The organism is Glycomyces niveus, assembly GCF_017592475.1.
GTDB lineage: Bacteria > Actinomycetota > Actinomycetes > Mycobacteriales > Micromonosporaceae > Glycomyces > Glycomyces niveus.
The window spans coordinates 291,874-314,052 of the sequence record NZ_JAGFNP010000002.1; the positions used below are offsets into that span (position 1 = coordinate 291,874).

Consider the following 22,179-nt stretch of genomic DNA (forward strand, 5'->3'; position numbering starts at 1 on the left):
GGGATTGGCCTTTCAAGCTGGATGGGGAGGGGATTCATTCGAGCGGCGCGGCGGCGCAGTAGCCGCCCGCGTGGTAGACCAGCGGCTCGTGGCTCCCGCCGGTCTCGGCGTCCACCACCAGCGCGAGGACCACGTGGTGGTCGCCGGCCTCGATGCGGTCGGTGACGACCGCGCGCAGGAAGGACGGGGCGTTGTCGAGCACGGGTTCGCCGGTCTCGAGGCGCGACCACAGGGTGGGCCCGCCGAAGCGGTCGATGCCGCTGGTGGCGAACCGGGTCGCGATGTCGCCCTGCCCGGAGGACAGGAAGTTCACGGTGAGGCTCGCGGCGTCCCGGACCGCCGGCCAGGCCGAGGAGCCGGTGGCGATCGCGAACGACACGAGCGGCGGGTCGATGGACACGGAGGTGAGCGACGTGGCGGTGAACCCGGCCGGGCCGGACCCGGCGTCGGCGCACACCACCGTCACCCCCGCGGGGTGGGCCCGGAACACGGTCCGGAAGGCGTCCGGGGCGACCCCGGCCGGGGCTGCGAGGCGCGCGCTCATGCCGCCGCCCCCACCGTCTTGCGGCCGAACGCGAGTGCGGCCTCCAGCGCGGGCGTGTGCGCCTCGGCCCAGACCCGCAGGTGCTCGGGCAGGTCGGGCAGTTCGCTCTCGCGCAGCGTCAGGGACGGCACCGGCAGGCTCGCGCCGAGCTCGGCGAGGACCGGCCGCAGGTGCAGGTCGGCGAGGAGCCGGTGCTCGGCCGACGCGGCGACGGTGACCGGTACGGCCACGACCCCTTCGAGGGCGTGCGGCGGCAGCTGGTCGAGGAAGAGCTTGAGCAGGCCCGTGTAGCTCGCCTTGTAGACGGGCGTGCCGACGACGAGCACGCGGCCGGCGCGGATCTGCCCGACCGCGTGCTCGAACCCGCCGTGCGGAGGCTCGATGCCGTCCAGGTACAGCTCGGCGAGGTCGATCGAGGTGGTGCGCGGCTCGGTACCGACGCCGGCGCCGATGGCTGCGGCCAGCGCCTCGGCGGTGGTGAGGGTGCGGGAGAGGCGCTTCGGGTTTCCGACCACAGTGGTCAGTGCGAGGTCGTGTGTCACGGAGGTGTCCTTACGGTGGGAGGTCGAACGGAGGGCACGCCGATGGGAGGCGCGCCGGAGGAACGGGATCAAGGCCCGTGAGGAATCGCAGGTGCAGCGAGGAGAGCGCAGCCGAAGTGCTGCCCGCGGAAAGGGCTGCGCTCTAGCGCATTCGCGGACACAGGGCGCTGGCGGCGCGCATCTGGTCGATCTCGCGCCGCCGCGTGAGGACGCTGGCGGACTTCATGCGGACAACGATAGCAGTAGTCCTATCGAAATACTAGGAATTCTTAGATGGTGGGACCGCGCGCTGCGGGGACTACGCGGCGAGCAGCCGGTCCGCCGCGGGGGACGCCGTCCCGGTCCGGTACTCGACCTGGCGGCTGCGGGTGAACCGGTAGCCCACGCCGCGCACGGTGCCCACCAGCTCGTCGAACTCGCCGAGCTTCGAGCGCAGCCGCCGCACGTGGACGTCCACGGTGCGCCCGGGGATTCCGGTGTCCGGTGTCTCCCAGACGTACTGGAGCAGCTCGGCCCGGGTGTGGACCATCCCGGGGTAGCGCGCGAGGAACGCCAGCAGCTCGAACTCCAAGCGCGTCAAGGCGACCGGCGCGCCCCGCAGCAGCACCTCGCGGCCGGGCACGTCGATCACGAGTGCGGCCGCGGGCTTGGCCTCGGGTGCGGCCGGGGGCGCGGCCGGGTCCTCGCCGGCGATGGTGACGCGGCCCTGGCCGAGTCCGGCGAGTGCGGCGGTGAGGCGGCGGACGAGCCGGGGGTCGTCGGCGGGGATCTCGATGGTGACGGTGACCGTGGGCGCACCCGGGCGGCGGTGGGTCTGCGGGCGGGTGCGGGTGGAGACGGGAGTCATGGCGGCGCCTTCTGGTTCGAGTGTGCGAAATGGATTCGGAGCGGGCGGCACCGCTGCGAGCATATCCTACTGTTTCGATGGGAATCAAGTGCGCTTGCGCGGAGTGGCCCCGGCCTCTAAAATCCATATATCCTATCGACTAGCTAGGAAAGCCTGCATCGCTCGGAGGTCACCCATGTCCGACGCCTCGCTCTTCACCGCAGCCCCGCCCCTCACTGTGGACGCGGCCTTCGAATACATCGCGGCCCAGAGCTTCCGCCCGACCGCACCGGCCCGCATCGGGGCCGAGGTCGAATCCCTCGTGGCCAGCGCGGCCGACCGCCGCCGCCGGCTCGACCCCGAATCCCTCAAGGCCATCCTCGCCGTCCGCGACGCCCTCCCGCGCCGCAGCCGCCTCAGCTTCGAACCCGGAGGCGCCATGGAGCTCAGCTCCCGGCCCGCCGCCTCGGTGGGGGAGTGCTTCGCCGACCTCGAAGCCGACCGCCGCCGCGCCGAGAGCGCGCTCGCCGCGGAGGGATACGACCTCCTCGGTCTCGGCCTCGACCCCGTCCGCCTGCCCCGCAGGGTACTCCGCACCCCGCGCTACCAGGCGATGGAGGAGCTCTTCGACCAGGACGGCCGTGCCGGGCGCTGGATGATGTCGAACACCGCCTCCGTCCAGGTCTGCATCGACACCGGGTCCGACGCCCCCGGGCCGCACGGCATCGCCGAGCGCTGGCGCCTCGCGCACCGGCTCGCGCCCGTCCTCATCGCCGCGTTCGCGAACTCGCCGCTGCGCCGCGGCGAGCCGAGCCTGTGGCGCTCGACCCGCCAGCACGTGTGGGCCGCGATCGACCCGACCCGCTCCCGCCCTGTGGCACAAGGGCTTCCGGGCGACCCGCGCGAGACCTGGGCGAAGTACGCCCTCGACGCCCGTGTCATGGCCGTGCGCGGCCCCGGCCGCTGGACCGTCCCTCGCGGCCTCACTTTCCGCGACTGGATCAACGGCGACTACCACCAGGCGCCCACACTGGACGACCTCGACTTCCACCTCTCGACCCTGTTCCCGCCGGTGCGCCCGCGCGGCAGCTACCTGGAGCTGCGGATGATCGACGCGCAGCCCGGCCCCGACTGGATCGTGCCCGTCGCCCTCGCCGCCGCGCTCTTCGACGACCCGATCGCGGCCGACCGCGCCCGCGCGGCCCTCGAACCGCTCTGGCACCGCGCCACCGCGGCCGACCTCTACCTGCGCGCCGCGACGGCCGCCCTCCACGACGGCCCGCTCTTCCAGGCCGCGAACGCCTGCTTCGCGGCCGCGCAGGCGGCCTCGACCGACCCGAGGGCGGCCGCCGCGCTCGACCGGTTCGCCGACGCCTACGTCGCCCGCGGCCGCACCCGCGCCGACGACCTCGTGGCCACTGCCGCGGGCTAGGCGGGCCTCGGGTGCGCGAGGGCCGACATCGATCGGACGGCGGCCGTCAGGGACCACCTGGCGACGCACGGGCGGGGCCAACGCCTTTCCCTGTGGCGCATGTGTACGAGGCGGCTACTATGGTCCCCGACTTTCCCCGCCGCCCCGGAGTTGGAACCGCATGCCGCCTTTGCAACGACGAGTGCTCCTCGGAGGGGCCCTCGGCCTCGTCGGCGCGGGCGCCGCCACCGCCGCGCTGCTCTCGCGCGGCGGCGACCGGGGCGTCATCACCGCGCTCCCCGACGAGGCCGAGCCCTGGGCCGGGTCGGGCCCGCTCGACTTCGCCGCGCTCCGCGATCGCGCCCGCGCCCTGCTCACCGGCGGCGTCACCGACACCGCCGACACCGACTACGGGCGGCCGCTGCGCGTCCTCGACCGCGAGTCCTTCGAGGACTGGGAGGCCATGGATCGCAGCGAGGGCCGCACCGCGCTCTGGGCCGACATCGGCCCTGTCAGCGAACCGCTGGCCTTCACCAACTCGTACGTGCGCCTGCGCCGCCTCGCCCTCGCCTGGGCCACCCCCGGCACCGACCTGTTCGAAGGCCCCGTCGCCGCCACCGCCATCGTCGACGCCCTCGACCTGCTCTACCGGTCCGGCTACAACGAGCACGCCGAGCCGTCCGGCAACTGGTACTGGTGGGAGATCGGCTCGCCCGCGGCGCTCATGCAGACCTGCGTCCTCATGCACGACCACATTCCCGCCGAGCACCTCGGCCACTACCTCGCCGTCGTCGACCGCTTCTGCCCCAACGCCGACGACCGCGTCTCCTCGCCCGGCCAGCGCGAGACCGGCGCCAACCGCGCCGACAAGGCCGCGATCCTCGCCCTGCGCGGCCTCGTCGGCGAGGACTTCGCCAAGCTCGACCTCGCCCGCGACGGCCTCTCCGACACCGCCGAGGACGGCGCGAACAGCCTGTTCCGCCTCGTCGACGAGGGCGACGGCTTCCACCGCGACGGCTCGTACATCCAGCACGGCCACGTGCCCAGCACCGGCAGCTACGGGCTCGTCCTGCTCAACTCGGTCACGCTCGCCCTCGCGCTCCTGCAGGACTCGGTCTGGCAGGTCACCGACCCCGAGCTCGAAGGCCTCTACGACGCGGTCGACCGCTCGTTCACGCCGTTCACCGAGGACGGGCTGTTCATGGACTGCCTGCGCGGCAGGGCGATCGCCCGCCCGACCCAGCGCGACAGCCACACCGGCCCCGAGATCACCGCCGCCCTGCTCGCCCTCGCCGAGTTCGCCCCGGCCGCGCACCGCGACCGGTGGCGGTCGCTCGCGCGCGGCTGGATCGAGCGCTCGGCCGTGCCGCACTTCGAGCGCATGGACCTGCGCGGCATCCGGCAGGCCAAGGAGCTCCTCGCGGACGCCTCGGTCGAGGCCGCGCCCCGCCCGGAGCTGACGCGGATCTACCCGAACATGGCCCGCCTCCTGGTGCGCCGGCCCGGGTGGTCGTGGGCGCTGTCGATGTCCTCGCGCCGTGTCGCCGGGTACGAGATGGTCGGCGGCGAGAACCTGCAGGGCTGGTACCTCGGCGACGGCATGTCCTACCTGTACACCGTGGACGACCCGCTCCAGTTCGGCGACGAGTTCTGGCCCACCGCGAACCCCTACCGCCTCCCGGGAGTCACCGTGGACTCCCGCAAGCGCGAGGTCGTCGGCGTCGGCCACGACATGGTGCTCCACCTGCCCGGGAACGACGTCGCGGGCGGCGCGACCCTCGACGACCGGTACGCGGCGGCGGCCATGGACCTCGTCGCCGAAGGCTCCTCGCTGCGCGCCAAGAAGGCCTGGTTCGTCGTCGGCGACGTGGTGTGCGCGCTCGGCGCGGGCATCACCGCCGCCGACGGCCGCGCCGTCTGGACCACTGTGGAGCACCGCAACCGCCACGAGGACGGCGACCGCCGCATGGCCGTCGACGGCGCGTTCCCCGACGAGGACACCGACCTCAAGACGCCCATCGAGGGCGCCTCCTGGGTCCACCTGCCCGGCACTGCCGGGTACGTCTTCCCCGCCGGGAGCGCCGGCCTGCACGCGGGGCGCGAGACGCGCCGCGGCTCCTGGAACGACATCGAGCAGGGGCCTACCACCGGAGGCGGCGACACCGAGGTCCACACCCGCCGCTACTCGACCCTCTGGTACGACCACGGCGTGTCCCCTGTGGACGCGTCGTACGCCTACGTCCTGCTGCCGACCGCGACCGCCGCCGAGACCGCCGTCTGGGCCGCCCACCCGACCGTCGCCATCACCGCCAACACCACTGCGGTGCAGGCGGTCGAAGCCGACGGCCTCATCGCCGCCCACTTCTGGCGGGCCGGTGACGTCAGCGGCCTCGCTTGCGACGGCCCCGCCTCCGTGATCGTGACCCGGATTGACGACGGCCTCGCGGTCGCCGTGGCCGACCCCGGCCGCACCGCCGCCGAGATCGTCATCGAACTGCCCTACGCCGCAAGCGAAGTCGTGGAATCCGACGACACCGTCACCGTCGAGACCGGGGACAAGGCCAGGCTCACCGTCCGCACCGAAGGCTCCCTGGGCGCCACCCACACCGCCCGGCTGCGCTGACCGGCGGCTACGGCTTGAACCGGTACCCCATGCCCGGCTCGGTGAGCAGGTGCACCGGCCGGGCCGGGTCCGCTTCGAGCTTGCGGCGCAACTGGGCCATGTACTGGCGCAGGTAGTTCGTCTCCCGGTCGTAGTTCGGGCCCCACACGCGGTGCAGCAGCTCGCGCTGGCCCACGAGCTTCCCGGGGTTGCGCAGGAGCACTTCGAGGAGCTGCCACTCGGTCTTGGTGAGGCGCACCTCCGCGCCGTCCCGCTTGACCGTCCGCGCCGCAAGATCCACTGTGGCCGAACCGATCTCGGTCGCCGGAGAGTCGCCGCCCGCGTTCCCGCGGCGGGTCGCGGCCCGCACCCGGGCCAGCAGCTCCCCGATGTCGAACGGCTTGGTCACGTAGTCGTCGGCGCCCGCGTCGAGCGCGGCGATCTTCTCGGCGCTCGCGGCGCGGCCCGAGAGCACCAGGATCGGCGCGCTCGTCCACCCCCGCAGGCCCGCGATGACCTCGGTGCCGTCCATGTCCGGCAACCCCAGGTCGAGCACCACGAGGTCGGGGACGAGCGCCGCGGCGGCGCGCAGCGCCTGCGCCCCGTCGGGCGCGGTCGCCACCTCGTACCCGTGCGCGGTCAGGTTGATCCGCAGCGCCCGCGCGATCTGCGGTTCGTCGTCCACGACGAGGATCTTGATCACTCCGTTCCCTTCTCTTCCACGTGCGGCAGCGCCAGCACCATCGTCAGCCCGCCGCCCGGGGTCGCCTCGGCCACGAGCGAGCCGCCCATGGCCTCCGCGAGCCCGCGCGAGAGCGCGAGGCCCAGCCCCACACCGGTCGTGTTGTCGCGGTCGCCGAGCCGCTGGAACGGCGTGAACATCAACTCCCGGCTCTCGTCCGGGACGCCGGGGCCGCGGTCGACCACCCGCAGCTGCACCAGCTCCCCGTGCCGGCCCGCGATCACCAGCGGCGGCACGCCCTGTGGGCTGAACCGCAGCGCGTTCGCCACCACGTTCACCAGGATCCGCTGCAGCAGACCGGGATCGGCCGATACCTCCGGCAGGTCCGGGGCCACGTCGAGCCGCACGGCCGCCGCCGCGTCCCCGATCTCGTCGAGCGCCCACGGCACCGCGTCGTCCAGCGCCACCGGCACCGGGTTCGCCCCGAGCACCCCGGCCTGGAGCCGCGACATGTCGAGCAGGTTGTCGACCAGGCTCGTCAGCCGCGCCAGCGACGTCTCGGCCGACTCCAGCAGCTCGTCGTGCTCATCCGGCGTGAACAGGTCCCCGGTGGACCGCAGGCTCGACACCGCGACGCGCGCCGACGCCAGCGGCGTCCGCAGGTCGTGCGAGACGGCCGCGAGCAGCGCCGTGCGCAGCTTGTCCGTGTCCGTGAGCCGCTGCACCGCGGCCGCCTGCCGCTCCAGCCGCTCGCGCTCCAGCGCCGCGGCCGCGTGCATCGCGAACGCCTGCGCGATCCGCCGGTCAGCCGCCTCCAGGGTGTGCCCGCGCAGCGCCAGCGCCAGGTCGTCGCCGATCGGCAGGTCGTTCTCCGCCGCTCCCGGGCTCGCGCAGCCCTCGCCCGCGCACGCGACGACCCGCCACAGCTTGGCGTCCTGCCGCTCGGCCGGGCCCGCCCCGGCCTCGGTGCGCTCGAGGAGCGTCGCCGACTCGAGCGAGAACGTCTCCCGCAACCGCTCCAGCAGGTCCTCCACCCGGCTGCCGCCGCGCAGCACGGTCCCCGCGAGCGTCGCCAGCGTCTGCGCCTCCGTGCTCGCCCGCGCCGCCAGCCGCGCCCGCGACGCCGACAGGTTCACCACGCTCGCTCCGCCCAGCGCCAGCGCGATGAAGATCGCCAGCGAGATCAGTTGCTCCTGGTCGTGGACCTTGAGCGTGTTGTACGGCTCGGTGAAGAAGTAGTTGAGCAGCAGGCTGCCCGAGAGCGCGCCCAGCAGCGCCGGCCACATGCCGCCCGCGAGCGTCAGCCCCATGACCGCGGTGAGCACGATGAGGATCATCGTCGTGAGCGACAGCTCCTCATGCAGCGGCAGCATCGCCATGCACAGCGCCGGCACCCCGAGGATCGCCAGCGCGATGCCGAGCCGCCTGCGGCCGGCGACCACGCCCCGCCCCCCGGACGGCCGCTTCACTGTGGCGACCCGCTCGTGGCTCACCAGGTGCACGTCGATCTTCCCGGAGCTGGCCGCCGTCGTGACGCCAACGCCGCGCGAGAGCATCTGCGCGAACCGGCCCCGCCGCGACGCCCCCAGCACCAGCTGCGTGGCGTTCACGCCGCGCGCGAACTCCAAGAGCGCGTTCGGGATCGCCCGCCCCACCACCTGGTGGTACGAGCCGCCGAGGCCTTCGACGAGATTCCGCTGCCGGGCCAGGTTCCGCGCCGACCGCGCGCTGGTGAGCCCGTCCCCGGAGGCCACGTACACGGCCTTGAGGTCGGCCCCGCCCGACCGCGCCGCGATCCGCGCGGCCCGCCGGATGAGCGTGTCGCCCTCGTCGCCGCCCGAGAGCGCCACGACCACGCGCTCCTTCGACTCCCACGTCGCGGTGATGTGCTGGTCCTCGCGGTACTGCTCGAGCTGGTCCTCGACCTTGTCCGCGAGCCACAGCAGCGCGATCTCGCGCAGCGCCGTCAGGTTCCCGACCCGGAAGTAGTTCGCGAGCGCCGGCCCCACCTTCTCGGGCGGGTACACGTTCCCGTGCACCATGCGGCGGCGCAGCGCCTCGGGGGTAATGTCGGCGAGTTCGACCTGGTCGGCGCGGCGCACCACCTCGTCGGGGACGGTCTGCTCCTGCGGCACCCCCGTGATCTGGGCGACCACGTCGTTGAGTGACGCCAGGTCGTGCACGTTCACCGTCGAGATGACGTCGATCCCGGCGTCGAGCAGCTCGTCCACGTCCTGCCAGCGCTGGCCGTTGCGCGAACCGGGCGCGTTGGCGTGCGCGAGCTCGTCGACGATGGCCACCGCGGGAGCGCGGGCGAGGACGGCGTCCACGTCGAGCTCGGCGACGCCGCCCACGACCTTCCGGGGCACCTCCTCGAGGCCTTCGAGCAGCTCAGCGGTATGGCGCCGCCCGTGGGTCTCGACGAACCCGACGACCACGTCGGTGCCGCGGGCACTGCGGCGGCGGGCCTCTTCGAGCGCGGCGAAGGTCTTGCCGACCCCCGGGGCCGCGCCGAGGTAGATCCGCAGTTCGCCACGTGACACGGACCCATCATTCCCCGCGACGCCGCGACCGGCCATCAAGAAAGCGTCAAAGGTGCGCAACTTCTCGCCCTCGACTCCTTGGGGCGCAGTCCTGGCGCGCCTCACCCCGCTCGCGTGTGCCGAGCGGTCACAGGACCGAGTCTGGCAAGATGTCCCCGTCGCGCCGGGAGCCGCAAGCAGGCCCGTGCGACGCCTGACCGTCGATGTGACGAAAGAAGCGCCAATGCACACTCCCCCCTGCAGGACCCGTGCCCGGAAGGGGGCCTCCGAATGGTCGACATGACCTGGTTCGAGGCCATCGTGCTCGGGGTCGTCCAGGGCCTCACCGAGATGCTGCCGATCTCCTCCTCCGCGCACCTGCGCCTCACCTCGGCGCTCTTCTTCGAAGAGGACGCGGGCGCCTCCTTCACCGCCGTCACCCAGCTCGGCACCGAGACCGCCGTCCTCCTCTACTTCTGGAAGGACATCGTCCGCATCCTCGTGGCCTGGTGGAAAGGCCTGTGGGACAAGGAACTGCGCGGAGAGACCGACTACCGGCTGGGCTGGTACGTCATCGTCGGCACCCTCCCGATCGTGTTCTTCGGCCTCATCTTCAAGGACGCGATCCGCGAGGGCGCCCGCAACCTCTGGCTCGTCGCCTTCAGCCTCATCTTCTTCGGCCTGCTGCTCGCGCTGGCCGAACTCGTGGGCAAGAAGACCCGCACCTGGGACGACTTCCGGATGAAGGACGGCCTCATCCTCGGCTTCGCGCAGGCGGGCGCGCTCATCCCGGGCGTCTCCCGCTCGGGCGGCACGATCACGGCCGGCCTCTTCATCGGCCTCGACCGCTCGGTGGCTGCCCGGTACTCGTTCCTCCTGGCGATCCCGGCCGTGTTCGGCGCGGGCATCCTCAGCCTCGGCGACGTGTTCGACCCGGCCACGGAGGGTTCGGTGCCGAGCGGCGCGCAGATGCTCGTGGCGACGATCATCGCGTTCTTCGTGGGGCTCGCGGCCGTGCACTGGATGCTCAAGTGGGTCGCCAAGCACAGCGTGTTCATCTTCGTCTGGTACCGCTGCATCCTCGGCGTCGCCGTCGTCATCATGCTGGAGACGGGCTACCTCTCCGCCACTTAGATCCCAAGCGCTGCAAGGAGGGCCGGTCCGACGGGCCGGCCCTCCTTCGGGTCAGCGCCGCGACTCGGCGGCGGCGAGCGCCGCGATCGAGCCGAGCAGGATCAGCGACCCGGCCGCCGTCGGCGCCGTCATCGGCTCGCCGAGGACCAGGACCGCGAGGAACGCGGCCGTGACCGGCTCGATCAGCATCATCACCGAGGCGGTCGTGGCCCGCACCAGCGCGGCCCCCGCGAAGTAGAACGGGTACGCGAGCGCGGTCGTGAACGCCGCCAGGTAGGCGATGAGCGCGATCGACTGCCCGGTGCCGCCGCCGTGGGGGAGCAGGCCCTCGATCCAGGCGGGCACCAGCAGGACGGCCGCGCCGATCCCGAAGGACCACATCGTGAGCGTGAACGGGTCCTCGCCGTCGCCCTTGCGGCCCGTGTACCGCCCCAGGAGCGTCACGGTCGCGTACCCGGCGGCCGACAGGAGCGAGAGCGCGACGCCGGGCGCGGTCACGACCCCGGGGGCGTTGCCGCCCACGAGGACCGCGAGGCCGGTGAGCGCCCCGGCGACGGCCAGCAGGCCGCCGCGGCCGAGCCGCTCCCCGAGCAGGAACCGCGACCCGAGCGCGGTGAGGATCGGACCCGACCCGAGCGTGAGCAGCGTGGCGGCGGCGACCCCGGTGGCCTCGACGGCCGCGAAGTACGCGGTCTGGAAGACCGCCATGCCGATCCCGGTCCCGGTGAGCAGGGCCGCGCGGCGGCCGAGCGGATGCGGCGACCGCACGCGGGGTCGCCGCGGCCGCAGCGCCGTGAACGCCAGGAGCAGGACGAGGCCGCCGAGGTGGCGCCAGAACGAGACGGCAGCGGGGCCGAACTCCCCGGCCCGGTAGACGAGTTCGGCGGCGGCGCCGGTGGTGCCCCAGGCGAGGCCGGTGACGGTGAGATAGGCCAGGCCGCGCCGGGCGGGCGCGGCAGAGCGGACGAGTGTTGACGTGGACATGCGTTCTCCAGCAGGGAGCGAACGGACTGATGCTCTCGTCTGCGGGCATGCCTCAAGGCGCGTCGGCTCAGAACGCCGTGCGCGGCAATCGAACAGGTGCCCGCCCTAGGCGGCGGGCGGGGGAAGGAATCCCAGCGGCATGGAGCCACCCTACCGGTCAGGCCAGGCCCGCGCCCAGCCGCCGCAGGCCCTCCGCGATCACCTCGGGCCGCTTGCAGAACGCGAACCGCACCACCGGCCGGGGCGACTGGTCGAGGTAGAACACCTGGGTGGGGATGGCGACGACCCCGCACCGCTCGGGCAGCTCCAGGCAGAACCGCAGCCCGTCCCCGTACCCGAACGGCGCGACGCTCGCGGTGACGAAGTAGGTGCCCTCCGGTTCGTACACGTCGAACCCGATCTCCTCGAGCCCGTGCACCATCAGGTCGCGCCGCTCCTGGTAGCCCGCCGCGTAGCCGCGGTAGAACCCGTCGTCCGAGCCCAGCGCGGCCGCGATGCCGTACTGGAACGGCGTGCCGGACGCGAACGACAGCCACTGCTTGACGTCCTGCACCCGCGCCACGAGCTCGGCCGGACCCGTGGCCCAGCCGATCTTCCAGCCGGTGACCGAGAACGTCTTCCCGGCCGAGCCGATGGTGACCGTGCGGTCCCACATGCCCGGCAGCGACGCGAGCGGCACGTGCTCGCGGCCGTCGAAGACCAGGTGCTCGTACACCTCGTCGGTGACCACGAGCAGGTCCCGCTCGACCGCGAGCGCGGCGACGGCCGCCAGCTCGTCGCGGTGCAGGACCGTCCCGGTGGGGTTGTGCGGGGAGTTGATCAGCAGCAGCTTGGTCCGCTCGGTGACGGCGGCCGCCAGCCGGGCGCTGTCCAAGCGGTACTCGGGCGCTTCGAGCCGCACGGGCACGAGCGTCCCGCCGGCCATGGTGATCGCGGCCTTGTAGGAGTCGTAGCTCGGCTCGAGCGCGATGACCTCGTCCCCGGGGTCGACGAGGGCGAGCATCGCGGCGGTGAGCGCCTCGGTGGCCCCGGCGGTGACGGTGACGCCGTCGGCCGGGTCGGGCGTGAGGCCGTACCAGCGCTCCTGGTGTGCGGCGATCGCCTGGCGCAGTTCGGGAACGCCCGCGAGCGGCGGGTACTGGTTGTGCCCCTCGCGCATCGCCGCGGCGGCCGCCTCGATCACGTGCGCGGGGCCCGACTCGTCGGGGAAGCCCTGGCCGAGGTTCACCGCGCCGTGGCGCTGCGCGAGCGCCGACATGGTCGTGAAGATCGTGGTCTGGGGCCGACGGCCGGGTCCGCTCATGGTGCCTCCTCGTGGAACCCGGCCATCATCCCAGGCCTGCCCGTCAGTCGTCGGCAGGCCAGCGCCCGTCGGCCTTGGCGCGCTCGATCTCGGCGAACCCGGCCGGGCGCATCCGCCCCGCCGCGATGAGCGCCTCGGCGATGCCCCGGTTCCGCTTCGACCACGGGCTGCGCTTGGTCCGCGGCGAGTACCGCTGCAGGAACGAGTCGCCGTCGAGGCGCTTGCGGTGCCCGTCGATCCACCCGAAGCACAGTGCGGCCTCGAGCGCCGGGCCGATCCGCAGCCGTCCTTCCGGCGAGCGCTCCTTGCCGATGCGCAGCCACACCGAGGTCTCGTCCGGGTGGGCTTCGAGCCAGGCCTCCCACGCTTCGCGGTCGGGGAGATCGAGCGCGTCCACGCTAGGCCGCCTTCGTGACCGCGGCGAGCGTGTCGAGGTAGTGCCGGTTGAACATGACGGCGAGGACGTTCCCGAACGGGTCGACGAACGAGGCCGTCTCGAAGTCCTCGCCGCGCACGATCTTCGGCTCGTACTCCTTGGCGCCCATGGCCGTCAGCCGCTCGATGGCGGCGTCGAGGTCGTCGACGTGCCAGTACGCGATCGCGCCGCCGGGGCCGGCGCTCATGTCGTGCGGCGCCCACTCGGCCTGGGCGATTCCGATCTCGTGTTGGTAGTCGCCCACCCGGAACTCGATGTAGCCCGGCACCTCGAAGTACGGTCCGGCACCGAACAGGTCGCTGTACCAGGCCTTCGCGGCCTCCAGGTCCTCGGCGAAAAAGCTGATGGTGCTGAATCCTCGCAGCATGTGCGTGCTCCTTTGTCGTCGTTGAACACCACGCTATGGCCCATTGCGGAAGGTTCGCTTCCTCAATGCGTGCGAGAATCGGAAAATGTTGGAGACCTCCGCGCGCCTGCTCCGCGTCCTCGCCCTCCTGCAGGCCCAGCGCGACTGGACGGGCGCGGCCCTCGCCGAACGCCTCGACGTCACCACCAGGACCGTGCGCAGCGACATCGACCGGCTCCGCCAGCTCGGCTACCGCGTCCACTCCACCACCGGCAGCGCGGGCGGCTACCGGCTCGAGGCCGGGAACGCCATGCCGCCCCTGCTCCTCGACGACGAGGAGGCCGTGGCGGTCGCGGTGGGCCTGCGCGCGGCGGCCTCTGGCTCGGTGGCCGGCATCGAGGAGACCTCGCTGCGGGCGCTGGCCAAGCTCGAGCAGACGATGCCCTCGCGCCTGCGCCGCCGCATCGACATGCTCAGGTCGGCGACGGTCTCGGCCGCGGGCGCGGGTCCCACGGTGGCCGCGGAGGTCCTGACCGCGATCGCCGAGGCCGTCTACCGGTGCGAGCAGCTGCGCTTCGACTACCGCGACCGGGCGGGCGCGGCGACGCGCCGCCGCGCCGAGCCGCACCGGCTCGTCTACACCGAGCGGCGCTGGTACCTGCTGGCCTGGGACGTGGACCGCGCCGACTGGCGCACCTACCGGGCCGACCGCATCCGCCTGCGCACCCCGAACGGCCCCCGGTTCGCCCCGAAGGAGCCGCCGGAGGAGGCGGTCGCGCACGTCCTGCGCGGCCTGGGCCAGAGCGCCTGGCGGCACCAGGCGGTGATCCGCCTGTACGAGCCCGTCGAGACGATCGCGGCGATGCTCCCGCCCGGCAGCGGCCTCCTCGAGCCGGCGGGGGAGGGGGCTTGCCTGTGGCGCACCGGCAGCGACTCCCTGCGCGACCTCACGACCTTCATCACCGGCCTGGGGCTGCCCTTCAAAGTCGAAGCGCCGCAGGCACTCCGCGACCACCTGGCGGCGCTCGCCGCCCGCTACGTGGCGGCCGCGTCCTAGGATCCGAGAGAATCATCGCAGATTATTGGAATGAAGCATTCCGTTCTGATAAGATGGTGATATCGGAACCACCCCTAGGGAGCAACACATGACCACCACCTGGCCCCTCCTCGCCGAATCCCACGACGCCCTGCTCAACGCCGTCAAGGGCGTCGGCGCCGACCAGTGGGACCTGCCGACGCCTTGCGACCAGTGGACCGTCACCCAGGTGCTGCAGCACGCCGCGGGCGACCAGCTCGCGTACTACGCCGCGATCACCGGCGGGGAAGGCCCGGCCGAGAACCCGTTCGCGCCTTCGGGAACGCCGCTGGCCGACCCGGTCGCCCACGTCGCCGCCGCGACCGAGGCCGCCGCCGCGGCTTGGGCGGGCATCGCCGCAGACGACGCCGCCGTCGCGGTCCCGGTGCCGCCCAACACGCTCGACGCCGTGACCGGGGTGGGGGCCTGCGCCCTCGATGCGGCCGTCCACGCCTGGGACATCGCGAAGGCCACGGGCCAGCCGCAGCCGCTCAGCGAGACCGCCGCGACCGCGATCCTGATCGCGGCCAAGCAGATCGTGGAGCCGCTGCGCGCCTGGGGCGCTTACGCCCCCGCGCTCGAGCCGCAGGACGGCGACGACGCCGTCGCGGCCCTCCTGCGCTACCTCGGCCGCGATCCCGAGTGGACCGCCGCCTAGAAGCCGAGTACGGCCGGGTCTCCGAATGCCGCTTCGGCATCCGGAGACCCGGCCGCCGTACCGATGCATGCCGCCCCCGCCGGGTTCCCCGGCACCGGACCGAGGGTCTCGACGGGGCGTAGACGCACGCGCATGGATCGTGGCGTCTCAGCGATGGGCGTCGCGCCCCCGACCGACTTGACTGGGGGACATGAGCAACGAGCACATCATCCTGGTCACTGGCGCCACCGGCAAGGTCGGCCGCCGCCTCACCGCCCGCCTCGCCGAGGCCGGGCACACCGTGCGCGGCGTCTCGCGAAGCACCGACATCCGCTTCGACTGGCACGACGAGTCGACCTGGGCCGCGGCCCTCGCAGGCGTCACCGCCGCCTACCTGATCCCGCCGGACGAGCCGTTCCCCGCCGCCGGGATCGTCGCCGCCGCCGAGCAGGCGGGCGTCGAGCGACTGGTCGCCCAGTCGGGCCGGCGCATCCACGTCCTCGCCGAAGCGGTCGGCGCGGGCCCCGAGGCGATCGGTATGTACGCCCTCCAGGAGGCCGTCCAGGCTTCGAGCCTGGAGTGGACCGTCCTGCAGGCCAACAACTTCAACCAGAACTTCAGCGAGGGCGACATGCTCCCGGCGGTCCTCGCGGGCGAGCTGTTCCTGCCAGTCGACGACACTGTGGAACCGTTCATCGACGTCGAGGACATCGCGGCCGTCGCCGTCGCGGTCCTCACCGAGGACGGCCACCACGGCAAGACCTACGAGCTGAGCGGCCCCGAGGCGCTCACCTTCCCCGAGGCGGTCCATTCGATTGCGGAGGCGGCCGGCCGCGCCGTCGTGTTCCAGAACGTGACCGCCGAGGAGTACGCCGCCGTGCTGCGCGCCGAGCAGGTGCCCGAGGACCTCGTGTTCTTCCTCGACGCGATGTACCGGATCATGCGCGAGGGCAGGATCGGCGACGTCGCTGACGGTGTCGAACAGGTGCTGGGCCGCAAGCCGACCGCGTTCGCCGATTGGGCGAAGCGCGCCGCCGCCGAGGGCGCCTGGAGCGCATAGCGACAGGGCCGGGCCGCGATTGGCCCGGCCTTCACTCGCGGCCCAAGAGCTTCGCCAGCAGCGCCTCCAGCGAGGCCCGCTCCCGCTCGTCCAGGACCGCGATGAGCTCGCGCTGGTTCGCCAGATGGACCTCCATGAGCGTGTCGGTGAGCTCGAACCCTTGCGGTGTCAACGTGATCCGGCGTCCGCGCGAGTCCTCCTCGGCGACCGCGCGCGTCACCCATCCGCCCGCCTCCAGCCGGTCCACGCGCTTCGTGATCGCGCCGGTCGTCACGAGCACCGTCCGGCTCAGCTCGCCCGCCGACAGCGTGTACGGCTCACCGGCCCGGCGCAGCGCGGCGAGCACGTCGAAGTCGCCGTTGGCGAGGCCCGCCTCCGCGAAGGGGCCGCGCAGTTCCCGGTCCCACGCGCTCGCGAGCCGGAACACCCTGCCCACCACCAGCATCGGCGAGGCATCCAGGTCCGGGCGCTCGCGCCCCCACTGCCCGACCATCGCGGCGACGGCATCGTCCGATCCATTCGTCTCCATGCCTTGCATTATATCTTCCATGGAAGCTAAAATGTCTTCCATGGAAGATAAATCCGGCGTGACCGCCCGCCGCCGCTTCATCGCCGCCACCGTCGTCGACGCCGTCGGCAACGGCATCTACGTCCCCCTCACCATGCTGTTCGTGCACGCCCTCACCGGCCAGCCCCTCACCGCGATCGGCACCGGCCTCACCCTCGCCGGGCTCGGCGCCCTCGCCGCGATGCCCGTCGTCGGCGTCCTCATCGACCGCCACGGCGGCAAGCGCGTCTACATCGGCGCGCTCGCCCTCCGCGCCGTCGCCTTCGCGCTCTACCCCCTCGCCACCTCCTACCCCGCGTTCCTCGCCGTCGCGCTCACCGTCGCCGTCGCCATGTGGGCCTCCGCCCCCGCCCAGCAGTCCCTCATCGGGGACATGGCCGCCGGCGCCAAACGCGACCGCCTCCTCGCCTGGAACCGGAGCCTTCGCAACGGCGGCATGGGCTTCGGCGCCCTCGCCGCCGCCGGCATGCTCGCCGCCGGCGACGGCGGCCACCTCGCCGCCGCGCTCGCCCTCGCCGCGGCCTTCGCCGTCGCCACCGTCCTCGCCGCCCTCATCGCCGTGCGCGCCAAAGGCACCCGGTCCGCGCCCGCCGAGACCGGCGGCTACCGCACCGTCCTCGCCGACCGCCGCTACCGCAGGCTCACCGCCGCGAACTTCCTCATCGGCTTCGCCTACACCGCCCAGGCCATCGCCATGCCCGTCTTCCTCACCCGCGCCACCGACCTCCCCGACGCCATGGCCGGCATCGTCTTCGCCGTCAACACCGCGCTCATCGCCGGACTCGGCGTACCGGTCGCCCGCCTCATGTCCCGCGCCCGCCGCGGCCGCGGCGCCGCCCTCGGCACGGCCGTCTTCGCCCTCTCCTTCGCGGCCTTCGCCTTCCTGCCCGCCCTCGACGGCACCGCCGCCGTCGTCGCGGTCCTCGCCGTCGCCGTCGTCTACACCGCGGGCGAGCTCATCCACGCCGCGCCCGCCGAAAGCCTCGCCGTCCAGGCCGCCCCCGACCACATGCGCGGCCGCTACCTCTCCGTCTACCAGCTCTCCTGGTCCCTGTGCCGCACCCTCGCCCCCATGCTCCTCGGCCTCCTCCTCGACGCCGGCACCTGGCAGCTCTGGGCCGCCCTCGCCGCCGCCGTCCTCATCGGAGGCGCCATCCTCCTCAGCGCCGACCGGCCCCACCCCGCCCCGACCGCATCCCGCGCAATGCCCGTGCCCGCAGCCGCCTGAAATGGGGGACCTACGCACCGTGATCGAGGCGTAGCCTCAATAGTGGCCGTCCCACCGCCCTGACAGGACGGCCGACGACCCCCTCCGAAGAAGGCCGCCATGTCCAGACTCCTCGTCACCCTCCGGCGCACCGACGACCGCGACACCGTCCTCGAGACCGGGATGGAAGTCCTCGCCGAATACCCCGACCAGCTCCTCGTCACCGGCACGCCCCGCCAGGCCCGCGCCCTCGCCTCGCAGGGCCTCGAGACCACGCCCCTGCCCGAGCAGCCCGTCCAGACCGCCGGCGCCAGCTTCCAGTTCGCCGCCGCCCTCGACGCCCAGGCCGCCGTCACCCTCGCTCCCGAACCGGGCCGCACCGCCTACTACCTCGTCAAACTCATCGGCCCGCCCACCGCCGCCTGGCTCGACGACCTCGCCGCGGCCGGAGCCGACCTCCACGGCAGCCTCTCCGGCTTCACCATGCTCGCCGGGTTCCTTCCCGAACGCGCCGAGGCGATCCGGGGCCTCGGCTTCGTCGAGGAGGTCACCCCCTACCGGCCCGCCATGAAGGTCTCCCCGAAACTCCACCCCGCGCCCCGGCGCCAACTCGACGCGGCCTACCTCGCGGCCGTCGACCCCGACGACTTCACCGACGACGGCCCCGAGATGATCGAGGTCGCCGTCTTCCCCGGCGAGGACACCGCCGCGCTGGCCCGCCGCATCCGGGCCGCGGGCGGCTCCGTGCTCACCGCCCTCCCCAAGTCCCTTGTGGCGAGCGTCCCGCGCTCCCTCATCGCCGACCTCGCCGAACGCGAAGGCGTGCAGGCGATCATGCCGTACGCGTTCTCCCAGACCAGCAACGACCAGGCGGCCGCGGTCATGGGCGTCCCCGCCGACCACCGCTTCGGCGACCTCGCGCTCACCGGCGCGGGCCAGATCGTGGCCGTGGCCGACTCCGGGCTCGACAACGGCGACCTCGAGACCGTGCACGCCGACGTGCGCGGCCGCGTCGCCGCGATCACCTCCTGGCCGACCCGGGAAGTCCTGGCGCCGTTCACGAACGACCCGCCCGGCCACGACGACGGCCCGGCCGACACCGACTCCGGGCACGGCACGCACGTCACCGGCTCGGTCCTCGGCAACGGCGAGGCCGCCCGCCAAGCCGGGGCGGTCCCAGTCCCCGCCGGCATCGCCCCCGAGGCCACGCTCTTCTTCCAGGCGATCAACCAGCGCATCCGCTGGAAGTCCCGCGCCGAGCTCGCCGCCGCCGGACTCCGTCCCTTCACGACCCCCTGGCCGCCGCCCGAATCGGGCCTGTACGGCATCCCCGGCGACATCGGCGCGCTCTTCGCCGAGGCCTACGAGGCGGGCGCTCGCGTCCACACCAACTCGTGGGGCGCGCCGCTCGCGGGGGAGTACGGGCAGAACGCGCGGGCCGTCGACGAGTTCATGTGGACCCACCCGGACATGCTGGTGCTCTTCGCGGCCGGGAACGACGGCGCCGACGCCGACAACGACGGCCGCATCGACCCCGACTCGATGGGCTCGCCCGGCACCGCCAAGAACTGCCTCACCGTGGGCGCCAGCGAGAACACGCGCCCCAGTGGCTCCGAACCGCCGCCCGGCCTCGACCGCACCTGGAGCCAGTGGGGCCGCTACCAGAAGCTCGGCGCGGCCGGGCACGTCTCGGACGACCCCGACGGCATGGCCGCGTTCTCCTCGCGCGGCCCCACCGACGACCTGCGCATCAAACCCGACGTGGTCGCCCCGGGCACCAACGTGCTCTCCATGCTCACCTCGGTGTACGCCGGGGACGGCGAGCCCCTGTGGGGCCGCCTGCCCGAGGGCCACCCGCTGCGCGAGCACTACTGCTGGAGCGGCGGCACGAGCATGGCCACCCCGCTCGTCGCGGGCGCGGCGGCGCTGGTGCGCCAGCACCTCGTCGCACAGGGCCACACCGAGGACGGCCGCCGCCCCTCCGCCGCGCTCCTCAAGGCGCTCTTGGTGAACGGCGCGGTCGCGATCCCCGGCCAGTACCCCGGGGAGGTCCCGGAGGGCCCGAACCCGGTGAGCGGCTTCGGCCGCATCGACGTCGCCAGCGCCATCGGGAGCGCACACCTCAGCCGCTTCGCCGATGTCCCCGCCGACGCCGTCGCGACCGGCGAGATCCGCCGCTACCGGATCGAGGCGGCCGACCCCGAGCAGCCGCTCAAGATCACGCTCGTGTGGACGGACGCGCCCTCGCTCGAAGGCCTGGGCGGGCTCGTGAACGAGCTGTACCTGCAGCTCGAGACGCCCTCGGGCGCCGTGCTCAACTGGGACGCGAACCCGGCCACCCGCGTCACCAACAACGTCCAGCAGATCACCGTCACCGCACCTGAGGACGGCGTCTACACCGTCCGCGTGCGCGGCGTCTCGGTCACCCAGCACGCACCAGGGGCCGCGCCCACCGACGGCCTCCGCCAGGACTTCGCCCTCGCCATCGCGAACGCGGTCGCCGAGGACACCGGCGACGCCGCCCTCGCCCCGATGACCGCCGCCCGCTGAACGAACGAGGCGGGCGCCACCAGGGCACCCGCCTTCATACGACCGTCCGGCTCAACCGCCGTCCTTGCGCACCAGCGGCGGATGGAACAGGACTTCGACGTACACGATCCGCTCGTCGACGACGTCGAGGATGAGCATGCCCTCCTCGGGATCGAGCATGACATTGCGGTGGCCCGGCCCGTACGGCGTCCCGGGCGGATGCTCAGCGGTGCGGAAGCTCTGGCAGAAATCGTCCTTGCAGCCGCAGGGCGCGACGAGCCGGAGGTCGTGCGCCACGATCGCCAGATACCGCTCGCCCTCGGCCTCGAGCAGCCGGGCGACCTCGGCGACGAGGTCGGGAAACACCTCCCGGACCAGCGGATACTCCTCCATGACCGCCAAGCATAACGAGCACCTGTCGCCACTGGAAACGCATCTGCCCAGGCTCAGGGACCGCTGCGAATACCCGGCGGTCCTCGGACGCTTCGGCCGCGCGCGGATAATCTGCCCTTCACCACAGCGGAGAGGAACGGCCAGTGACCCCGGGAGCGTCCATGGACCTCGAGCAGTACTTCGCGCCATTGGGCGCCAAGGTCTCCGCCCATATCCGCGACCTCGCCGACGGGCGCGGCATCGGCGTACGCGAGCACGACCCGGTGATCCTCGTGTCGGTGGTGAAGCTCTTCATCGCCTGGGAGTTCCGCTCGCAGGTCGAGGCGGGGCTCATCGATCCCGCCGCGCCCGTGCGCGTCACGGCCGCCGACCGGCTCGGCGGGACCGGTGTCGCCGGGTTCCGCTACGACTCGCAGATCGCCGTGTGGGACCTCGCGTCGCTCATGATGGAGGTCTCCGACAACTCAGCCGCCGACCTCGTCGTCAAGCACATGGGCGCGGGCGCCCTGCGCAGCCTGCCCTCGCGCCTCGGCCTCAAGCGCACCCGGCTGCTCGGCTCGCCCCGCACCATCCTCGAAGAGGTCGCCCGCGACCTCGACATCGCCGACCTCGAGGCCCTCGCCCACGTCCTCCAGAGCGGCGCGGTCACCACCGCCGAACTACGCGCCACCAGCGCCTGGGACCCCATGCGCACCAACGCGTCCACGCCCGCCGACATGACCGCGTTCCTGCGGCACATATGGAACGGCCCCGCGCCCGTGGCCGCCGACGTGCGCCACTGGATGGGCCGCCAGCTCACCGGAGGCCGCCTCTCCCGCCTCGCCCCCAGCACCGTCAAGCCCTTCGGCCGCTCCGGCTCGCTCCCCGGCTGGCTCAACGAGGTCGCCGTCTGGGAGTGGCCCGACGGCCGCCGCCACGCCATCGCCGTCTTCGCGCAGGTCACGCGCGGCAACTTCCGCGAAGTCGAACTCGCCATGAGCCGAGCCGCCCTCGCCCTCACCGAAGCGCTCGATCAGTAGAGCGCCGACCACGGCCGCGGCGGATTCGCCGGGTCCGTCTCGGCCGCCCGCCGCACCAGCGTCCGCATGCGCTGATGCGCCCGCAGCAGCTCCGGCGCCTCCCGCATGAGTATGTGTCCCGCCGGCGTCAGCTGCACCTGCCCGCCGCCGCGGTCGAACAGCTCCGCGCCCAGCTCCTTCTCAAGCCGCCGGATGCGCTGGCTCAACGGCGGCTGCTCCATGCCCAGACGCTCCGCGGCCCGCCCGAAGTGACGTTCCTCTCCAACCGCCAGGAAGCACTCCAAGTGCCGCATGATGTCCACGCGGCAACGATATCAACGGCCGTATCGGTCCATAGGCGCGTTGATATTGGACGCCGG

General features: G+C 73.0%; 21 protein-coding genes. 9 read left to right on the top strand and 12 right to left on the bottom strand.

Annotation, left to right across the window (positions count from 1 at the left end):
* Positions 1 to 34: 34 nt before the first annotated feature.
* The 3 genes from J5V16_RS04290 to J5V16_RS25190 all read right to left on the bottom strand — a co-directional run bounded on the left by J5V16_RS04290 (position 35) and on the right by J5V16_RS25190 (position 1,933).
* Positions 35 to 544, bottom strand: a complete 510-nt coding sequence (locus J5V16_RS04290) for a flavin reductase family protein (protein ID WP_208494794.1) — start codon at positions 542 to 544, stop codon at positions 35 to 37.
* Positions 541 to 1,086, bottom strand: a complete 546-nt coding sequence (locus J5V16_RS04295) for an NAD(P)H-dependent oxidoreductase (RefSeq protein ID WP_208494802.1) — start codon at positions 1,084 to 1,086, stop codon at positions 541 to 543. Before J5V16_RS04295 ends, J5V16_RS04290 begins: the two co-directional genes overlap by 4 nt.
* A 298-nt stretch (positions 1,087 to 1,384) precedes the next feature.
* On the bottom strand, positions 1,385 to 1,933 hold the full coding sequence (locus J5V16_RS25190; protein ID WP_304605162.1) for a winged helix-turn-helix domain-containing protein: 549 nt from the start codon (positions 1,931 to 1,933) through the stop codon (positions 1,385 to 1,387).
* Between the two features lie 175 nt (positions 1,934 to 2,108).
* On the opposite strand from J5V16_RS25190, the gene egtA reads away from it, so the two are divergent.
* Both egtA and J5V16_RS04310 read left to right on the top strand, forming a co-directional pair.
* Positions 2,109 to 3,344 carry an ergothioneine biosynthesis glutamate--cysteine ligase EgtA gene (gene egtA / locus J5V16_RS04305; protein ID WP_208494809.1) on the top strand — a complete coding sequence of 412 codons (1,236 nt, stop codon included), beginning with the start codon at positions 2,109 to 2,111 and terminating at the stop codon, positions 3,342 to 3,344.
* A gap of 160 nt (positions 3,345 to 3,504) precedes the next feature.
* The gene (locus tag J5V16_RS04310; protein ID WP_208494811.1) at positions 3,505 to 5,946 is read left to right on the top strand and encodes a polysaccharide lyase 8 family protein; all 2,442 of its coding nucleotides are present in this window, start codon (positions 3,505 to 3,507) and stop codon (positions 5,944 to 5,946) included.
* Positions 5,947 to 5,953: 7 nt separating this feature from the next.
* Here the strand turns inward: J5V16_RS04310 and J5V16_RS25370 are convergent, their stop codons facing one another.
* Complete coding sequence (locus J5V16_RS25370) at positions 5,954 to 6,628, bottom strand: response regulator (protein ID WP_208494815.1); 675 nt, start codon at positions 6,626 to 6,628, stop codon at positions 5,954 to 5,956.
* Positions 6,625 to 9,150 carry a sensor histidine kinase gene (locus tag J5V16_RS04320; RefSeq protein WP_208494817.1) on the bottom strand — a complete coding sequence of 842 codons (2,526 nt, stop codon included), beginning with the start codon at positions 9,148 to 9,150 and terminating at the stop codon, positions 6,625 to 6,627. The genes J5V16_RS25370 and J5V16_RS04320 overlap by 4 nt, the downstream gene beginning before the upstream one ends.
* Positions 9,151 to 9,429: 279 nt before the next feature.
* Here J5V16_RS04320 and J5V16_RS04325 point away from each other — a divergent pair, with 279 nt between their 5' ends.
* On the top strand, positions 9,430 to 10,263 hold the full coding sequence (locus J5V16_RS04325) for an undecaprenyl-diphosphate phosphatase (protein ID WP_208495109.1): 834 nt from the start codon (positions 9,430 to 9,432) through the stop codon (positions 10,261 to 10,263).
* Between the two features lie 51 nt (positions 10,264 to 10,314).
* Here the strand turns inward: J5V16_RS04325 and J5V16_RS04330 are convergent, their stop codons facing one another.
* The 4 genes from J5V16_RS04330 to J5V16_RS04345 all read right to left on the bottom strand — a co-directional run bounded on the left by J5V16_RS04330 (position 10,315) and on the right by J5V16_RS04345 (position 13,353).
* Entirely contained in the window at positions 10,315 to 11,247 is a 933-nt protein-coding gene (locus J5V16_RS04330) for a DMT family transporter (RefSeq protein ID WP_208494818.1), read from the bottom strand.
* A 157-nt stretch (positions 11,248 to 11,404) separates the two neighbouring features.
* A complete protein-coding gene (locus tag J5V16_RS04335) occupies positions 11,405 to 12,550 on the bottom strand; it encodes a methionine aminotransferase (RefSeq protein ID WP_208494825.1) in 1,146 nt (381 codons plus the stop codon).
* Between the two features lie 43 nt (positions 12,551 to 12,593).
* A complete protein-coding gene (locus tag J5V16_RS04340) occupies positions 12,594 to 12,947 on the bottom strand; it encodes a YdeI/OmpD-associated family protein (protein WP_208494827.1) in 354 nt (117 codons plus the stop codon).
* Position 12,948: 1 nt separating this feature from the next.
* Positions 12,949 to 13,353: a VOC family protein gene (locus J5V16_RS04345; protein ID WP_208494831.1), complete on the bottom strand. Its 405-nt coding sequence runs from the start codon at positions 13,351 to 13,353 to the stop codon at positions 12,949 to 12,951.
* An 85-nt stretch (positions 13,354 to 13,438) separates the two neighbouring features.
* Here J5V16_RS04345 and J5V16_RS04350 point away from each other — a divergent pair, with 85 nt between their 5' ends.
* From J5V16_RS04350 to J5V16_RS04360, 3 genes are all read left to right on the top strand, one after another.
* Entirely contained in the window at positions 13,439 to 14,389 is a 951-nt protein-coding gene (locus J5V16_RS04350; RefSeq protein ID WP_208494834.1) for a helix-turn-helix transcriptional regulator, read from the top strand.
* A gap of 88 nt (positions 14,390 to 14,477) precedes the next feature.
* On the top strand, positions 14,478 to 15,065 hold the full coding sequence (locus J5V16_RS04355) for a TIGR03086 family metal-binding protein (protein WP_208494835.1): 588 nt from the start codon (positions 14,478 to 14,480) through the stop codon (positions 15,063 to 15,065).
* 190 nt (positions 15,066 to 15,255) lie between these two features.
* A complete protein-coding gene (locus J5V16_RS04360; RefSeq protein ID WP_208494836.1) occupies positions 15,256 to 16,104 on the top strand; it encodes an NmrA family NAD(P)-binding protein in 849 nt (282 codons plus the stop codon).
* 31 nt (positions 16,105 to 16,135) lie between these two features.
* Here the strand turns inward: J5V16_RS04360 and J5V16_RS04365 are convergent, their stop codons facing one another.
* Positions 16,136 to 16,633, bottom strand: a complete 498-nt coding sequence (locus tag J5V16_RS04365) for a MarR family winged helix-turn-helix transcriptional regulator (RefSeq protein WP_208494837.1) — start codon at positions 16,631 to 16,633, stop codon at positions 16,136 to 16,138.
* Between the two features lie 40 nt (positions 16,634 to 16,673).
* On the opposite strand from J5V16_RS04365, the gene J5V16_RS04370 reads away from it, so the two are divergent.
* Together J5V16_RS04370 and J5V16_RS04375 are read left to right on the top strand one after the other, a co-directional pair.
* A complete protein-coding gene (locus J5V16_RS04370) occupies positions 16,674 to 17,900 on the top strand; it encodes an MFS transporter (RefSeq protein WP_208494838.1) in 1,227 nt (408 codons plus the stop codon).
* Positions 17,901 to 17,999: 99 nt separating this feature from the next.
* Positions 18,000 to 20,429: a S8 family serine peptidase gene (locus tag J5V16_RS04375; RefSeq protein WP_208494839.1), complete on the top strand. Its 2,430-nt coding sequence runs from the start codon at positions 18,000 to 18,002 to the stop codon at positions 20,427 to 20,429.
* A gap of 51 nt (positions 20,430 to 20,480) precedes the next feature.
* Here the strand turns inward: J5V16_RS04375 and J5V16_RS04380 are convergent, their stop codons facing one another.
* The gene (locus J5V16_RS04380) at positions 20,481 to 20,801 is read right to left on the bottom strand and encodes a hypothetical protein (RefSeq protein ID WP_208494840.1); all 321 of its coding nucleotides are present in this window, start codon (positions 20,799 to 20,801) and stop codon (positions 20,481 to 20,483) included.
* Between the two features lie 143 nt (positions 20,802 to 20,944).
* Here J5V16_RS04380 and J5V16_RS04385 point away from each other — a divergent pair, with 143 nt between their 5' ends.
* On the top strand, positions 20,945 to 21,820 hold the full coding sequence (locus tag J5V16_RS04385; protein WP_208494841.1) for a serine hydrolase: 876 nt from the start codon (positions 20,945 to 20,947) through the stop codon (positions 21,818 to 21,820).
* Here the strand turns inward: J5V16_RS04385 and J5V16_RS24905 are convergent.
* Positions 21,814 to 22,113: a LysR family transcriptional regulator gene (locus J5V16_RS24905; protein ID WP_208495110.1), complete on the bottom strand. Its 300-nt coding sequence runs from the start codon at positions 22,111 to 22,113 to the stop codon at positions 21,814 to 21,816. The two genes, J5V16_RS04385 and J5V16_RS24905, sit on opposite strands and share 7 nt — an antisense overlap.
* Positions 22,114 to 22,179 lie beyond the last annotated feature (66 nt).

Excerpts from the sequence above, each read along its gene's own strand:
- J5V16_RS04380 (WP_208494840.1), bottom strand. The coding sequence starts at position 20,801 with ATGGAGGAGTATCCGCTGGTCCGGGAGGTGTTTCCCGACCTCGTCGCC.
- J5V16_RS04290 (WP_208494794.1), bottom strand. The coding sequence starts at position 544 with ATGAGCGCGCGCCTCGCAGCCCCGGCCGGGGTCGCCCCGGACGCCTTC.
- J5V16_RS04370 (WP_208494838.1), top strand. The coding sequence starts at position 16,674 with ATGGAAGATAAATCCGGCGTGACCGCCCGCCGCCGCTTCATCGCCGCC.
- J5V16_RS04375 (WP_208494839.1), top strand. The coding sequence starts at position 18,000 with ATGTCCAGACTCCTCGTCACCCTCCGGCGCACCGACGACCGCGACACC.
- J5V16_RS04350 (WP_208494834.1), top strand. The coding sequence starts at position 13,439 with ATGTTGGAGACCTCCGCGCGCCTGCTCCGCGTCCTCGCCCTCCTGCAG.
- J5V16_RS04365 (WP_208494837.1), bottom strand. The coding sequence starts at position 16,633 with ATGGAGACGAATGGATCGGACGATGCCGTCGCCGCGATGGTCGGGCAG.
- J5V16_RS25190 (WP_304605162.1), bottom strand. The coding sequence starts at position 1,933 with ATGACTCCCGTCTCCACCCGCACCCGCCCGCAGACCCACCGCCGCCCG.
- J5V16_RS04310 (WP_208494811.1), top strand. The coding sequence starts at position 3,505 with ATGCCGCCTTTGCAACGACGAGTGCTCCTCGGAGGGGCCCTCGGCCTC.
- J5V16_RS04325 (WP_208495109.1), top strand. The coding sequence starts at position 9,430 with ATGACCTGGTTCGAGGCCATCGTGCTCGGGGTCGTCCAGGGCCTCACC.
- J5V16_RS04360 (WP_208494836.1), top strand. The coding sequence starts at position 15,256 with ATGAGCAACGAGCACATCATCCTGGTCACTGGCGCCACCGGCAAGGTC.
- J5V16_RS24905 (WP_208495110.1), bottom strand. The coding sequence starts at position 22,113 with ATGCGGCACTTGGAGTGCTTCCTGGCGGTTGGAGAGGAACGTCACTTC.
- egtA (WP_208494809.1), top strand. The coding sequence starts at position 2,109 with ATGTCCGACGCCTCGCTCTTCACCGCAGCCCCGCCCCTCACTGTGGAC.
- J5V16_RS04335 (WP_208494825.1), bottom strand. The coding sequence starts at position 12,550 with ATGAGCGGACCCGGCCGTCGGCCCCAGACCACGATCTTCACGACCATG.
- J5V16_RS04345 (WP_208494831.1), bottom strand. The coding sequence starts at position 13,353 with ATGCTGCGAGGATTCAGCACCATCAGCTTTTTCGCCGAGGACCTGGAG.
- J5V16_RS04330 (WP_208494818.1), bottom strand. The coding sequence starts at position 11,247 with ATGTCCACGTCAACACTCGTCCGCTCTGCCGCGCCCGCCCGGCGCGGC.
- J5V16_RS04355 (WP_208494835.1), top strand. The coding sequence starts at position 14,478 with ATGACCACCACCTGGCCCCTCCTCGCCGAATCCCACGACGCCCTGCTC.